Genomic DNA, 13,150 nt, shown 5'->3' on the forward strand with positions numbered 1-13,150 from the left:
CGTCATCGCGCCCACCATCAGCGCCATCACCGCGTTGGGCGGAATGCCCAGCGTCAGCAGCGGGATGAAGGAGGTCTGCGCGCCGGCGTTGTTGGCCGACTCGGGCGCCGCGACGCCGCGGATGTTGCCCTTGCCGAAGGGCACTTCGCCCGGATGCAGCTTGGTCTTCTTCTCGATGGTGTAGGCAGCGAAGGCGGCCAACAGCGCACCGCCGCCGGGCAGGATGCCGAGCGACGCGCCCAGGGCGGTTCCGCGCAGCACGGCGGGCAGCATGCGCTTGAAGTCTTCCTTGGTCGGGAACAGGCCGGACACCTTGGCGGTGAACACTTCACGCTCGTGCTCGGGTCGCGACAGGTTGGCAATGATTTCGCCGTAGCCGAACACGCCCATGGCGATGGTCACGAAGCCGATGCCGTCGGTGAGTTCGGGGATGTCGAAGCTGAAACGCGCGACACCCGAGTTCACATCGGTGCCGACCAGGCCCATCAGCAGGCCCAGAACGATCATCGCGATGGCCTTGAGCAGCGAGCCCGAGGCCAGCACCACGGCGCCGATCAGGCCCAGGATCATCAGCGAGAAGTATTCGGCCGGGCCGAACTTGAAGGCCAGCTCGGTCAGCGGCGGTGCGAAAGCCGCCAGGATCAGCGTGCCGATGCAACCCGCGAAGAACGAGCCCAGGCCGGCGGCAGCGAGCGCGGGACCGGCCCGCCCTTTCCGCGCCATCTGGTAGCCGTCGATCACGGTCACCACGGAGGACGATTCACCTGGCAAGTTGACCAGAATGGCAGTAGTGGAGCCGCCGTACTGCGCGCCGTAGTAGATGCCGGCCAGCATGATCAGCGCCGACACAGGGGGCAGCGCATAGGTGGCGGGCAGCAGCATCGCAATGGTCGCGACGGGGCCGATGCCCGGCAGCACGCCGATCAGCGTGCCCAGAATACAACCGGCCAGACAGTACAGCAGGTTGGTGAAGGTGAAGGCGACGCCAAAACCCAGCGTGAGATTGTTTACGAGATCCATGTTGTCGTCCTCAACCCGTGATGAAGGTAGGCCACACCTGGATCTGCAGCTTCAGCGCCCAGATGAAGGCGATGTAGCTGCCGACGGCCAGCACCGTCGCGAGAATCAGCACTTTGCGCAGGTTGAACTCACTGCCCGCCAGGCTGGAGATGATCACGAGCGCATAGATGGCGATGATCATGCCCATGGCCGGCACGCCGATGCTCGGCAGGCCGCCGAGCAGCAAGCCGAAGGCGAGGTTGGCGCCGATGATGTAGATCACCTGCTTCCAGGCCCACTTGCCGATCGGCTCGCCGTCCTCGGTCTCGACCGTGAGTCCGGTGAACATGATGCCGAGCCCGATGACGGCCATCAGGATGCCGAGCATCAGCGGGAAGTATCCCGGACCCATGCGGGCGCCGCTGCCGACGTTGTACGTCGTTGCGCCCCAGGCGAATGCGACTCCGACGACGGTGAACATCACCCCCGAGAAGAAGTCTTTCTGACTCTTGATTTTCACGAATGGTCTCCACGAAAAAAATTCGATCGGAGATTGTGTGGTCAGCCAGAAGTCAGGTGGATGTGGATTCCACTAACCGTGAATTCAGGGTAATCCCGAGGGGGCTGTTGCTCGCCCCCAAGCTTCGCGCACTTCGTGTCGCTTCGCTAACCCCCTACCGGGGGGCAACACCTGCGGCCCGGCGAAGCCGGTTCCGCGGTGTTTCGCGAACGGGCCTGGCTGCGCCGGCCGAAGCTACTCCAGAGGCGGAGTTGCGCTCAGCACCTCTTCGATCGTCGTGACCCCTTCTGCGACGCGCAGCGCTCCGGCGAGGCGCAGCGGGCGCATGCCGTCGGCGACGGCCTGCCGCCTGAGCGAGACCATGTTCGGTTCCTTGGTGACCTCGCCCTTGAATGCCTCGGTGATGCTGAGCAATTCGTACAGGCCCATGCGGCCCATGTAGCCGGTCATTCGGCAGTCGACGCAACCGACCGGCTTGTAGGCACGCACGGAGCCGTTGATCTGCCAGGGCGTCACGAACTCCGCGAGCTTCTCGCGGGTGACGGCTTCGTCGGGTTCCTTGCAATGCAGGCACAGCGTGCGCACCAGACGCTGGGCGAGCACGCCGAGCATCACCGCGTTGATCAGGTAGGACGGCACACCCAGCTCCATCAACCGCGTGATCGCACTGGGAGCATCGTTGGTGTGCAGCGTGCTGAAGACCAGGTGGCCGGTCAGAGCCGACTGCACCGCCATCTCGGCAGTGGCCAGGTCGCGGATCTCGCCGACCATGATGATGTCCGGGTCTTGCCGCATCAGTGCGCGCAAGCCCTCGGTGAATCCGAAATCGAGCTGAGGTTGCACCTGCGTCTGGTTGAAGGACGGTTCGATCATTTCGATCGGGTCCTCGATCGTGCTGACGTTGACCTCTTCCGTCGCTACCCGCTTGAGCGTCGAATACAGGGTGGTCGTCTTGCCAGACCCCGTCGGGCCGGTCACCAGGATGATGCCGTGCGGCCGCGTCACCAGTTGCTCCCAGCGCCGCGCGTCGTGCTGCGCGAAGCCGAGTGCGTCCAGGTCCTTCACCGCCGTGTCGGGGTCGAAGATCCGCATCACCATCTTTTCCCCGAAGGCCGTCGGCAATGTCGACAAGCGCATTTCGACTTCGTCGCCGCGGATGTTGCGGGTCTTGATGCGGCCGTCGAGCGGCCGACGCTTCTCGACCACGTCCATGCGGCCGAGCAGCTTGATGCGCGCGACCATCGCATTCATCACGCCCATCGGCATCTGGTAGGCGGGATGCAGCACGCCGTCGATGCGAAAGCGGATGACGCCCTGGTCGCGGCGCGGTTCGAGATGGATGTCGCTCGCGCGCTGGTCGAAGGCGTACTGCCAGAGCCAGTCGACCACCTGCACCACGCTCTGGTCGTTGGCGTCGAGCTGCTTGTTGCTCTTGCCGAGTTCGACGAGCTGCTCGAAGCTGGCCCCACCCGTGTTGCCGCCCGCCTTCTGCGCGGCCCGCACCGACTTGGCCAGTGCGAAGAATTCGGCCGTGTAGCGCTGAATGTCCGTCGGGCTCGCAACCACGCGTCGCACCGATCGGCGCGACTGGCGCTCGACCTCGGCGATCCAGTCGGTGAGAAAGGGCTCGGCCGTGGCAACCACCACTTCGCTCGGAGTTACCTGCACCGGCAATACCTTGTGCCGCTCGGCGTACGCGGCGCTCATGGTGTCTGCCACCTTGCCCACGTCGACCTTGAGCGGGTCGATCCGCAGATAGGAGAGCCCCGCACGACCCGCGAGCCACTGCGTGAGCATCTCGAGATCGAGCGGCTTGCCGTCGCCCTCGCGCGTCATCGCGACGTTCGCCAGGCGCACCAGCGGCGCCTGCCGGCTTTCGGCCTGCGCGCAGCGCGCCAGCGTGCGCTTTGCCTCCACAGGCGAGATCACGCCGTCCTTGGCCAGCCATTCGATCAGATGGCGCAGATCGAGCGGGCCTTCGTGGCGGGAAGCGGCGGATGCAGCGACGGAGACAGCACTCATGGATGAAATCAGTTCCGAGGTTTGAACACGCGCAGCCACTTGGGTGCGGGCAGGCCCCAGCGAGTCTGGATGGTTTGGGCGCGGTCGGCAAGCGCGGGGCGCTTCGGCCGGCTGGCAATGCGCTGGGCGACCACCACGGTGTTGCCCTCGCGCGTCGGCTTGAAGGCCCAGACCGCGTCCTCGCCGAACGCGGCGGAAATCTTCTCAAGACTGCGCTCGTAGCTGGACGATCGGCCGAACAGGTTGACCGTCATGCAGCCGTCGTCGGTGAGCAAGGCGCGGCAGTCGGCATAAAAGTCCTCGCTATCGAGCACGGGCGCGGCGGCCTCATGGTCGTACAGGTCGACCTGCAGCGCGTCGACCGTACCCAGCCACTGCGGCTTGCGGATCTCGGCGGCCGCATCGGCCACCACCACCTGGAGCTTGCCGTCATCCGCCGGTAGCTTGAACCACCCGCGACAGGCTGCGACCACCTGCGGATTGAGCTCGATCGCGGTCGTGCGCATGCGCAGCGTCTTGCGGCTGAACTTGGTGAGGCTGGCCGCGCCCAGGCCCAACTGCATGGCATGGCGCTTGGGCACGCTGGCGGCGTCGACGAAGAGCAGCCACGCCATCATGCGCTGCACGTATTCGAGTTCGATCTCGAAGGGCGCGTCCAGCTTCATCGAGCCCTGCACCCACTCGGTGCCCAGGTGCAGATAGCGAACGTCTCCCCAATCGGAGAAATTGACCTCGGGAAGGGAGACCTTCATGGAATGACCAGATACCTTTCAAACACCTCACGCCAGCCTTGGACCTTGCGCTCGAAGCTCCACGAGGCATTGGCCGGGCTCGACGAAGGCAGGCGATGGACCAGCACACCCAGCGTGCGCGTGTGCCGCGCATGCCGGAAACTCTCGCCACCGTTGTGGGCGATGGCCACCAGCCTCGGCAAATGAAGGCTCGCAATGTCGTTGACGACCGCGTCGCGGATCGCGGAATCGAGACTGCCCTCCCGCTCGCAACTGGCGTAGACATCCCACACGCCCAGACCACGGTCCAACAACCACTTGCTACGCTTTTGATAGCTGCCTTCGCCCACTGGAAGCGGGTTGCCGGGCCACAGGGCCTCCAATATTTTCCAGAAGTGATTCTGCGGGTGCGCATAATACTGCTGCTGCGCGATCGACCGGGCTCCTGGAAAGCTGCCGAGTATCAACAAGGCGGTGTTGCCAGAAACGATTGGCGCAAGCCCCGTGAGCACAGCCTTCGCGTCGCCTGGGCGCAAAGCTGGCTTATCCATAACGCTTGCCGGTTCGCAGAAGTGCCGGCACCTGTGAGGAGAAGATCATGAATACGGAAGCGATCTGGATTTTCCTGACGACGCAAGGGGTGGATTTTGGCCTGAAAGTGATCGGCGCCCTGATCGCCTGGGGCATCGGCCGATGGCTCATCGGACTCGCGCAGCGGCTCGTAGCCAAGGCGCTCGAGCGCGGCAAGCGCATGGACCCGACGCTGAGCAACTACCTGGTCTCGATCCTCGGCGTGGTGCTCAACATCGTCCTGATCCTCGCGATCCTAGACATGTTCGGCGTGAGGACGACTTCGTTCGCGGTGCTGCTGGCAGGCGCCGGGCTGGCCATCGGCACGGCATGGGGCGGCCTGCTCACGCACTTTGCAGCGGGCGTGTTCCTTCAGGTGCTGCGGCCGTACAAGGTCGGCGACTACGTGACCGTCGGCGGCGGCGTCAACGGCACCGTCAAGGAACTCGGCTTGTTCGGTACGACGCTGGTCACGCCCGACAACGTGATCGCCACCGTGGGCAACAACAAAGTGCTGTCGGAGACGATCCAGAACTTCAGCCACCTGCCGTGGCGCCGGGTCGACACCACCGCGAAAGTCGCCAACGGCGTCGACGTGAACCAGGCCATAGAGTTGCTGAGGGCCGAGGTGAGCAAGATCTCGAACGTCTCGACCGAGCAGCCGCCCGACATCGAGATTCTCCAGTTCACGCCCGAAGGCCCCCTGCTCGCCGTGCGGCCCTACACGCACACGGACCACTACTGGCAGGTGTACTTCGACACGCATCGCGCGGTCGTCAAGACCTTCGGTGCGGCGGGCTACCCGACGCCTGAAACACCGCTCGTCCGGCGAGCGGTCGGACCGACGACCGCATAAGAAAAAAACCCGCCGAGGCGGGTTTTTCATTTCGGAAGCGAACCGGAGATCAGGGCTTCTCGCCCTTTTTGACGGCTTCGTTCTGAACCGTGCCCGGGATCTTCTCGCCAATCTTGTCGCCGACCTTGCGCGTGCCGTCAGCGGCGTCGGTGGCCACGTTATCGACGGCCTTGCCGGTCGCCTTGGCGCCCTTCTCGGTCGCCTTCACGGCCTTCTTCGTGCCACTCTTGGTGGCGTCCCAGGCTTTTTCGGTGCCACTCTTGGTGGCATCCCAGGCCTTCTCGCCGGCGTTCTCGACCTTCTGGGTGGTGCTTTGCGCAACTGCCGATCCGCCAATGCAGGCGAAGGCCAGGGCCACGGCGGTCGACAGGACGCGAATGTTGGATGGGGTCATGGAAGCTCCTTGTATGAGTTGGAGTGACAGGCTCGCCACTGTGATGCAACGAGTGCACAAGGTCAAAGGATGACACCAAAAACCATTGAGGCGCGTGCTTGGACGCAAGTCGGGCGCTCCGCCTACGCCATGCGCGGGATGGCGGCCGACAGGCCGATCAGCGCAGACAGACGAGGCAGGGCCGCAACGGCATTGCGAGTGGTTGCTTCGGCCAGCGCTGCTGCGTCGATCCCGCGCAGCGCCGCCACCACGTCGGCGATCCGTGGCAGTTCGCCCGGCTCGTTGCGGCCCTGCGGCTCGCCCGCATCGCGCTGGGCCTGCGTCTTGTAGAGCCAGTGCGGCTGAATGTCGGGTGAATCGGTTTCCATCACTATCGCTTCGAGCGGCAGGGTTGCCGCCAGTCGGCGCAGTTGCAGGGCGCGCTCGAACGTCACCGCGCCGCCGAAGCCCAGCTTGAGGCCGAGGTCGATGCAGGCCTGCGCCTGCTGCTCGCTGCCGTTGAAGGCATGCGCGATGCCATGCCACGCCTGTCCGGGCGCCACCTGCCGCAGGTGCTTCAGCACCTTGTCGACCGAGCGCCGCACATGAATGATTACTGGCAGCTCGTGCTTGCGCGCAAGTTGCAACTGAGTGTGAAAAAAGCGTTCCTGCTTGTCCGCGTCGAGCCCTTCAACGAAGAAGTCCAGGCCAATCTCTCCGACTGCCACCAGGCGCGGGTCATCGCGCCGCCGAACGAGTTCGGCATCCAGCAGATCAAGATGCTCGTCCAGTGCATCGCCCGTGCACATCGGATGGATCCCGAGCGCGTAGGCATCGCCCTGAAGATGCGCGAGCTCCCGCACCGCCGCGAAGTTGACGGCGGCCACCGCGGGGATGACGCAAAGCGCCACGCCCCGACTCCGCGCACGGGCCCGTATCCGGGGCATTTCCGCGCCGAATTCGGGCGCATCGAGGTGGCAATGGGTATCGACGAAGACGGCCATCGAGCGATGATGCCCGAACGGATGCACAGCCGCGGAAAGCGTGCTACCGTGCCTCCTCAAGCGTTCTCTTTTGCCGGAGGTGCCCCGATGCGCAGGCCAGCTTTCTACAGCCGCTCGCCCCGAGGGCCGCAGGATGCGGCCGAACCCGGAGCGCCCGACACATCCGGCGCTCCAGACACGCCCGCGGTGCCGGCGGCCGTTGCGGCGCCACGATGGCAACCCGGCCGCCGCAGCTTCGGACTCCTGCTGGCACTCGTCCTCGCGATGGGCGCGACCGGCGTCGTGATGTGGCCGCGCCAGGGCACGCACACTTTGACCCAGAAGGACATCGACTCGGCCGTCCTGCGCACCTTGCAGACCGCCACCCTGCCCTCCCCGGCGGCAAAGGCTGCCGACATCATCCGCCCTTCCGTCGTGCGCGTGGTGGGCTATGGCACCGAGAAGACCACGCCCGAAGCCAAGACCGAGAAGCGCGGACGCAATCTCGCCAAGGGCAAGCCGCCGGAGGCACCGCCCGAAGTGGCAGCGCCCGGACAGCAGGTGGAGCGCGGCGTCGGCACCGGCGTGGTGATCGTCGACAAGGGCATCATCCTCACCAACCTGCACGTGGTCGCCGGCGCGGAGACCGTCAAGGTCACCTTCGCCGACGGGCTCGAGGCGCCTGCCATCGTCACCGGCGTGCAGCCCGAGAACGACCTCGCTGTGCTGCAGGCGCAAAAGCTGCCCGACGACCTCATCCCCGCGACCATGCGCTCGACGGCCGACCTCCAGCCGGGTGACCAGGTGGTGGCGGTCGGCTTTCCGTTCGGCATCGGGCCTTCGGTGTCCGCCGGCGTGGTGTCGGGCCTCAAGCGCTCCTTCCGCTCGCCCGAAGGCAAGCAGGAACTCGGCAACCTGATCCAGTTCGATGCCGCCGCCAATCCCGGCAATTCGGGCGGCCCGCTCATCAATATGAATGGCGAAGTGCTCGGCATCGTGACCGCCATCCTCAACCCGACCCAGCAGCGCACTTTCATCGGCATCGGCTTCGCCGTTCCGATCGAGAACGCCGCCACTGCCGCCGGCTCGCCGCCGTTCTGACTCCCACCGATCCCACCAAGGCACTCCGCATGAGCACAGAGAACGAATCGCCCGCCGCCGCCACGGCCACTGCCGAGCTGATGGAGCAGATCCTCTATCAGGTCAAGAGAGTCGTGGTCGGCCAGGACCGCTTTCTCGAAAGAGTCATGGTCGCGATGCTGGCGGGCGGGCACCTGCTGGTCGAGGGCGTGCCCGGGCTGGCGAAGACGTTGACGGTGCGAACGCTCGCCGACACCGTGCGCGGGCAGTTCAAGCGCATTCAGTTCACGCCCGACCTGGTTCCGGCCGACCTGGTCGGCACGCGTATCTACAACCAGAAGACCGGCGACTTCAGCACCTCGCTCGGCCCTGTCTTCGCGAACCTGTTGCTGGCCGACGAAATCAATCGCGCGCCGGCCAAGGTACAGAGCGCGCTGCTGGAAGTCATGCAGGAACGCCAGGTCACCATCGCCGGCGAGACACACAAGGTGCCGCGCCCCTTCCTCGTGATGGCGACGCAGAACCCCATCGAGACCGAAGGCACCTATCCGCTGCCCGAGGCGCAGGTGGACCGCTTCATGATGAAGGTGCTGGTCGACTACCCGACCGACGAGGAGGAATTCGTCATCGTCGAACGAGTCATCGGCCCGCCGGTCGAGGCCGCGCCCGTCGCGACCACCGATCAGCTCGCCGCCTTGCAGGCCGAGGCGCGCCGCGTGTACGTCGATCCGTCGCTGATCCAGTACGCCGTCAGGCTGGTATCGGCCACCCGCACGCCCGAGAAGCACGGCCTGAAGGACATGCGCCGCTTCATCACCTTCGGCGCCAGCCCGCGCGCCAGCATCAACCTGACCGAAGGCGCACGCGCGCTGGCCCTGCTGCGGGGGCGCAGCTACGCACTGCCTGAAGATATGACCGCGCTGGTGCCCGACGTGCTGCGCCACCGCGTGACGCTCTCTTATGAAGGCCTCTCCGAAGGGCTCACGCCCGACAGCCTGGTCGACAGGATCATGCGGGCCGTGCCCGCTCCAGCCAAACCGCTCGAACATGAAAAGCTGGTGGCCTAGACGCGCGAAGGCAGCGAACGACGAACAGCTCGCCGCGGCAGAAGCTGCGGCGAGTGGCGTCGAGCGCGCCTTGCGCCGCCTGGAGTGGACGGTGATCCGCCGCCTCGACGGTCTCCTGCAGGGCGACTACCGAACCCTCATGCGCGGCACCGGCCTCGATCTGGCCGATCTGCGCGAATACCAGCACCACGACGACGTTCGCCACATCGACTGGAATGTCACGGCGCGCCTGCAGACGCCGCACGTGCGCGTCTTCACCGAAGACCGCGAGATGGCCGCGTGGTTTGTGCTCGACCTGAGCCGCTCGGTCGACTTCGGCTCCGGCACCCGGGCCAAACGCGAGATCTCGGCCGGCTTCGTCGGTGTCATCGCCCGCCTGCTGACGCGGCACGGCAACCGGGTCGGCGCGATGGTCTACGGCAACGACGTCGAGGCGGTGATTCCGCCGCGCAGCGGACGGCGGCACGTGCTGCACCTGCTGCATGCGATGGAGCGCCGCTCGGCCCGGGTCGCGCCCGACCAGAAGGGCATGACCCGCCTCGCGGACCTGCTCGCATCGGCGGCGATGCTCATGCCGCGCCGCTCGACCGTGTTCGTGGTGTCCGATTTCATGAGCGAGCCCGGCTGGGAGCGCCCGCTCGCGCACATCGTGCAGCGGCATGACGTGGTGGCGGTGCGTCTCTTCGACCCGCTCGAACTCGAACTCCCCGACCTGGGCCTGGTCCCGCTGCGCGACGCCGAGACGGGCGAGCAGCTCTGGGTCGACACGCATGACGCGGGATTCCGCAAGCGCTTCGCGCGCATCGCCGCGGAACGCGAAGCCACCCTGCGCGAGACGCTGGCCAGGATCGGCGTCGACGCACTCGAACTGTCGACAGACGACGACCTGGTGGAGGCCATCGTGCGCTTTGCCGACATGCGCAAGCGCCGCGTGCGCACCGGGCCGGCCAATCCCAAGGCGGTGGCAGCATGAGCGCCGCGGCGGACCGCTCCAAGCAAGCTCGCGCCGCAGCGCGAAGCGCGGAGGTTTCCGAATGACCTTTCTCTGGCCCCAATTCCTCTGGCTGCTGGCGGCCATACCGCTGCTGGTGCTGCTGTATGTCTGGCTCATGCGCCGCAAGAAGAAGTTGGCCCTGCGCTATGCCAGCCTGTCGATCGTGCGCGAGGCGATGGGCGCCGGCCAGACCGTGCGACGGCACATCCCGCCCTTCCTGTTCATGCTCGCGCTGGTCGCGATGCTGATCGCCGCCGCCCGGCCGATGGCGGTGGTGGTGCTGCCCTCGAACCAGCAGACCATCATCCTGGCGATGGACGTGTCCGGCAGCATGCGTGCCGCCGACGTTTTGCCCAACCGGCTGGTCGCGGCGCAGGAGGCGGCCAAGAGCTTCATCAAGGAATTGCCGCGCACCGTGAAGGTCGGCATCGTCGCCTTCGCGGGCAGTGCGCAGGTGGCGCAACTGCCGACGACCAACCGCGAGGATCTGGTCACCGCGATCGACTCGTTCCAGCTTCAGCGTGCGACAGCCACCGGCAACGCCATCGTCGTCTCGCTCGCCACGCTGTTCCCCGATGCCGGCATCGACATCTCGGACTTCGGCCCGCAGAGCCGGGAGCGCGGGGTGTCGATCGATCGCGTCGGCAAGCCGCCGCCGAAGGAATTCACGCCGGTACCGCCCGGCTCCTACACCTCGGCCGCGATCATCATGCTGACCGACGGCCAGCGCACCACCGGGGTCGACCCGCTCGATGCGGCCAAGGTGGCGGCCGAGCGCGGCGTGCGTGTCTACACCGTGGGCATCGGCACCGTCGACGGCGAGACCATCGGCTTCGAGGGCTGGTCGATGCGCGTGCGGCTCGACGAGGAAACGCTCAAGGCCATCGCCAACAAGACGCAGGCCGAATACTTCTATGCAGGCACCGCAAACGACCTGAAGAAGGTCTACAACACGCTGAGCTCGCGCCTGACGGTCGAGAAGAAGGAGACCGAGATATCGGCCCTCTTCGCGATGGGCGCCGCCGCGCTGGCGCTGCTCTCGGCCGGGCTGTCGCTGCTCTGGTTCAACCGCATCCTGTAGCGCCCGTTCTTGCCCTTTGGTGCAGCGGCGGCTGCCCCTTGAGCGCGTAGGCACGGCGCGATCCCCCCGCAATAATTTCATGCGCCTCGGCAGTCCCTGGCGAGGCAGGGGAGCCACGGCCGCAACACGACGGCATCGGAAGGGGAATCTGGTTTTCGTGTTCGGCGAACTCGTCCACATCCTGCGAACGCACCCGGAAATTGCACTCTTCATGGTGCTCGCCCTGGGCTACGCCTTTGGCCAGATCCGATTCGGCCCGATCCAGCTGGGCGGCGTCTGCGGCACGCTGATCGTTGCGCTGCTCGTGGGCCAGCTGGGTATCACGCTGGCGGACAGCGTGAAGAACACTTTCTTCATGCTCTTCATCTTCGCGCTCGGCTATGCGGGCGGACCGCAGTTCTTCGCCAACCTGGATGCCAAGGGTTTGCGCATGGGCCTGCTCTGCCTCATCGAGGTTGTCGTGGTGATCGGACTGGTGGTCGGGGCCACCAGCCTGTTCGGCTTCGACCAGGGGACGGCCGCCGGCCTGATGGCCGGCGCCGCGACCGAATCGGCGGTGGTGGGCACCGCGACCGACGCCATCTCCAAGTTGGCCCTGCCACCCGACGAGATCCGCCAGCTGCAGGCCAACGTGGTGACGGCCTATTCGATCACCTACGTGTTCGGGCTGATCGCGATCGTGGTGGCCACGAGCCAGGTCTTTCCGCTGGTGCTGCGCGTCAATCTGCGCGAGGAGGCCGACAAGCTCTGGCGCTCGATGGGCGGCGGCGACGACGACGACGCCTTGCCCGCCGCCCCCGACATGGTGGGCCGCGTGTTCGAGGTCACGACGGCCCAGGGCCGCACGGTGGCGGAGCTGATGGACCCGTTCAAGCGACGCGCAGGCATCGAGCGCGTGAAGCGCGGCGACACACTGCCGGAAGTCAGCTCGTCGCTGCGCCTCGAAGCCGGGGACCAGGTGCTGGTGATCGGGCAACGCAGCGCGATGGTCGAGGTCGCCGGCCTTCTGGGCCGCGAGTTCGCGGACACCACGGCCTTCGAGGTGGTGATCGAAACGGTCGAGGTGATGCTGACGCAGCCCGAATGGATCGGCCGCGAGCTGCGCGACCTGAAAGCGGACCGCAGCGGTGCGCTCAGCCAGCTTCCACGCCTGCAGCAGAACGTCCATGTGGTCGGTGTCGTGCGCGACGGGCACACGATGCCGCTGCTGCCCGAACTCGAGCTCCAGCGGCGCGACGTGCTCAAGCTCTACGGGCCGGCCGCCGACATGCCGAAGGTAGTGCCGCTCTTCGGCGTGCGCGTCGTCCATTCCGTGCGCAGCAACATCAGCTACATGGCGGCGGGCATTCTGCTCGGCGTGTTCATCGGCGGCTTTAGCATCAAGCTGGGCGGCATCCCCTTCTCGCTCGGAACCGGCGGCGGCGCGCTGCTGACAGGCCTGGCCTTCGGCTGGTTCCAGGCCCGCAATCCGCACCGCCTCAGCATTCCCGAAGACGCGCTCGCGCTGATGAAGGACATCGGTCTCGCCACCTTCATCGCTTGCGTGGGACTGGCCTCGGGCCCGCAGGCGCTTACGCTCATCCAAAAGTTCGGCGTCGCGTTGCCGCTGCTGGGCATAGCGATCGCGATCGTGCCGGCGACCATCTCGCTCATCGTCGGCCGCCACCTGCTCAAGATCGAGACCCCCGTGCTGCTGGGCGCGATTGCTGGGCAGCAGTGCAGCACGCCGGCCCTGAGCGCCGTGCAGAACGTGGCCGGCAACACGACGCCGCTGCTGGGCTACACGATCACCTATGCGATCTCGAACGTGATCCTGCCTTTGATGGGACCGCTGATCGTCGGCATCGTCGGCGCCCTGCAGATGAAGTGACCTC

13 protein-coding genes are annotated in these 13,150 nt (G+C 66.2%); 6 read left to right on the forward strand and 7 right to left on the reverse strand.

Translation table 11 applies throughout. The features are described 5' to 3' along the window. From QTI04_RS13470 to QTI04_RS13490, 5 genes are all read right to left on the reverse strand, one after another. Window positions 1–1,020: tripartite tricarboxylate transporter permease (locus QTI04_RS13470; RefSeq protein WP_286616130.1), on the reverse strand; the 1,020-nt coding region annotated here is incomplete at its 3' end. A gap of 10 nt (window positions 1,021–1,030) precedes the next feature. Then, on the reverse strand, window positions 1,031–1,519 hold the full coding sequence (locus QTI04_RS13475) for a tripartite tricarboxylate transporter TctB family protein (protein ID WP_286602736.1): 489 nt from the start codon (window positions 1,517–1,519) through the stop codon (window positions 1,031–1,033). Between the two features lie 234 nt (window positions 1,520–1,753). Further along, window positions 1,754–3,541 (reverse strand): GspE/PulE family protein, encoded by a 1,788-nt coding sequence (locus QTI04_RS13480; protein ID WP_286602737.1) that lies wholly within the window; start codon window positions 3,539–3,541, stop codon window positions 1,754–1,756. A gap of 8 nt (window positions 3,542–3,549) precedes the next feature. Further along, the gene (locus QTI04_RS13485) at window positions 3,550–4,293 is read right to left on the reverse strand and encodes a spermidine synthase (protein WP_286616131.1); all 744 of its coding nucleotides are present in this window, start codon (window positions 4,291–4,293) and stop codon (window positions 3,550–3,552) included. Beyond that, complete coding sequence (locus QTI04_RS13490; RefSeq protein ID WP_286616132.1) at window positions 4,290–4,808, reverse strand: DNA-deoxyinosine glycosylase; 519 nt, start codon at window positions 4,806–4,808, stop codon at window positions 4,290–4,292. The genes QTI04_RS13485 and QTI04_RS13490 overlap by 4 nt, the downstream gene beginning before the upstream one ends. A gap of 62 nt (window positions 4,809–4,870) precedes the next feature. Here QTI04_RS13490 and QTI04_RS13495 point away from each other — a divergent pair, with 62 nt between their 5' ends. Next, the gene (locus QTI04_RS13495; protein WP_286616133.1) at window positions 4,871–5,698 is read left to right on the forward strand and encodes a mechanosensitive ion channel family protein; all 828 of its coding nucleotides are present in this window, start codon (window positions 4,871–4,873) and stop codon (window positions 5,696–5,698) included. A 49-nt stretch (window positions 5,699–5,747) separates the two neighbouring features. On the opposite strand, the gene QTI04_RS13500 is transcribed toward QTI04_RS13495, so the two are convergent. Beyond that, the gene (locus QTI04_RS13500; RefSeq protein ID WP_286602741.1) at window positions 5,748–6,092 is read right to left on the reverse strand and encodes a hypothetical protein; all 345 of its coding nucleotides are present in this window, start codon (window positions 6,090–6,092) and stop codon (window positions 5,748–5,750) included. 122 nt (window positions 6,093–6,214) lie between these two features. Further along, window positions 6,215–7,075 carry a TatD family hydrolase gene (locus QTI04_RS13505; protein WP_286616134.1) on the reverse strand — a complete coding sequence of 287 codons (861 nt, stop codon included), beginning with the start codon at window positions 7,073–7,075 and terminating at the stop codon, window positions 6,215–6,217. Window positions 7,076–7,162: 87 nt separating this feature from the next. On the opposite strand from QTI04_RS13505, the gene QTI04_RS13510 reads away from it, so the two are divergent. The 5 genes from QTI04_RS13510 to aspT all read left to right on the forward strand — a co-directional run bounded on the left by QTI04_RS13510 (window position 7,163) and on the right by aspT (window position 13,146). After that, window positions 7,163–8,155: a S1C family serine protease gene (locus QTI04_RS13510; RefSeq protein ID WP_286602744.1), complete on the forward strand. Its 993-nt coding sequence runs from the start codon at window positions 7,163–7,165 to the stop codon at window positions 8,153–8,155. A 29-nt stretch (window positions 8,156–8,184) separates the two neighbouring features. Further along, window positions 8,185–9,201 (forward strand): MoxR family ATPase, encoded by a 1,017-nt coding sequence (locus QTI04_RS13515; RefSeq protein WP_286616135.1) that lies wholly within the window; start codon window positions 8,185–8,187, stop codon window positions 9,199–9,201. Beyond that, entirely contained in the window at window positions 9,182–10,174 is a 993-nt protein-coding gene (locus tag QTI04_RS13520; protein WP_286602746.1) for a DUF58 domain-containing protein, read from the forward strand. The genes QTI04_RS13515 and QTI04_RS13520 overlap by 20 nt, the downstream gene beginning before the upstream one ends. Before the next feature lie 61 nt (window positions 10,175–10,235). After that, window positions 10,236–11,276 (forward strand): VWA domain-containing protein, encoded by a 1,041-nt coding sequence (locus QTI04_RS13525; protein ID WP_286602747.1) that lies wholly within the window; start codon window positions 10,236–10,238, stop codon window positions 11,274–11,276. A 157-nt stretch (window positions 11,277–11,433) separates the two neighbouring features. Next, window positions 11,434–13,146, forward strand: coding sequence for an aspartate-alanine antiporter (aspT, locus tag QTI04_RS13530; protein WP_286616136.1), 1,713 nt, complete (start codon window positions 11,434–11,436; stop codon window positions 13,144–13,146). Window positions 13,147–13,150: the final 4 nt, after the last annotated feature.

It is taken from the genome of Variovorax sp. J22R115 (genome assembly GCF_030317005.1).
In the GTDB taxonomy this organism is placed as follows: Bacteria; Pseudomonadota; Gammaproteobacteria; order Burkholderiales; family Burkholderiaceae_C; genus Variovorax.

Excerpts from the sequence above, each read along its gene's own strand:
- QTI04_RS13480 (WP_286602737.1), bottom strand. The coding sequence starts at position 3,541 with ATGAGTGCTGTCTCCGTCGCTGCATCCGCCGCTTCCCGCCACGAAGGC.
- QTI04_RS13485 (WP_286616131.1), bottom strand. The coding sequence starts at position 4,293 with ATGAAGGTCTCCCTTCCCGAGGTCAATTTCTCCGATTGGGGAGACGTT.
- QTI04_RS13495 (WP_286616133.1), top strand. The coding sequence starts at position 4,871 with ATGAATACGGAAGCGATCTGGATTTTCCTGACGACGCAAGGGGTGGAT.
- QTI04_RS13500 (WP_286602741.1), bottom strand. The coding sequence starts at position 6,092 with ATGACCCCATCCAACATTCGCGTCCTGTCGACCGCCGTGGCCCTGGCC.
- QTI04_RS13505 (WP_286616134.1), bottom strand. The coding sequence starts at position 7,075 with ATGGCCGTCTTCGTCGATACCCATTGCCACCTCGATGCGCCCGAATTC.
- QTI04_RS13510 (WP_286602744.1), top strand. The coding sequence starts at position 7,163 with ATGCGCAGGCCAGCTTTCTACAGCCGCTCGCCCCGAGGGCCGCAGGAT.
- QTI04_RS13515 (WP_286616135.1), top strand. The coding sequence starts at position 8,185 with ATGAGCACAGAGAACGAATCGCCCGCCGCCGCCACGGCCACTGCCGAG.
- QTI04_RS13520 (WP_286602746.1), top strand. The coding sequence starts at position 9,182 with ATGAAAAGCTGGTGGCCTAGACGCGCGAAGGCAGCGAACGACGAACAG.
- QTI04_RS13525 (WP_286602747.1), top strand. The coding sequence starts at position 10,236 with ATGACCTTTCTCTGGCCCCAATTCCTCTGGCTGCTGGCGGCCATACCG.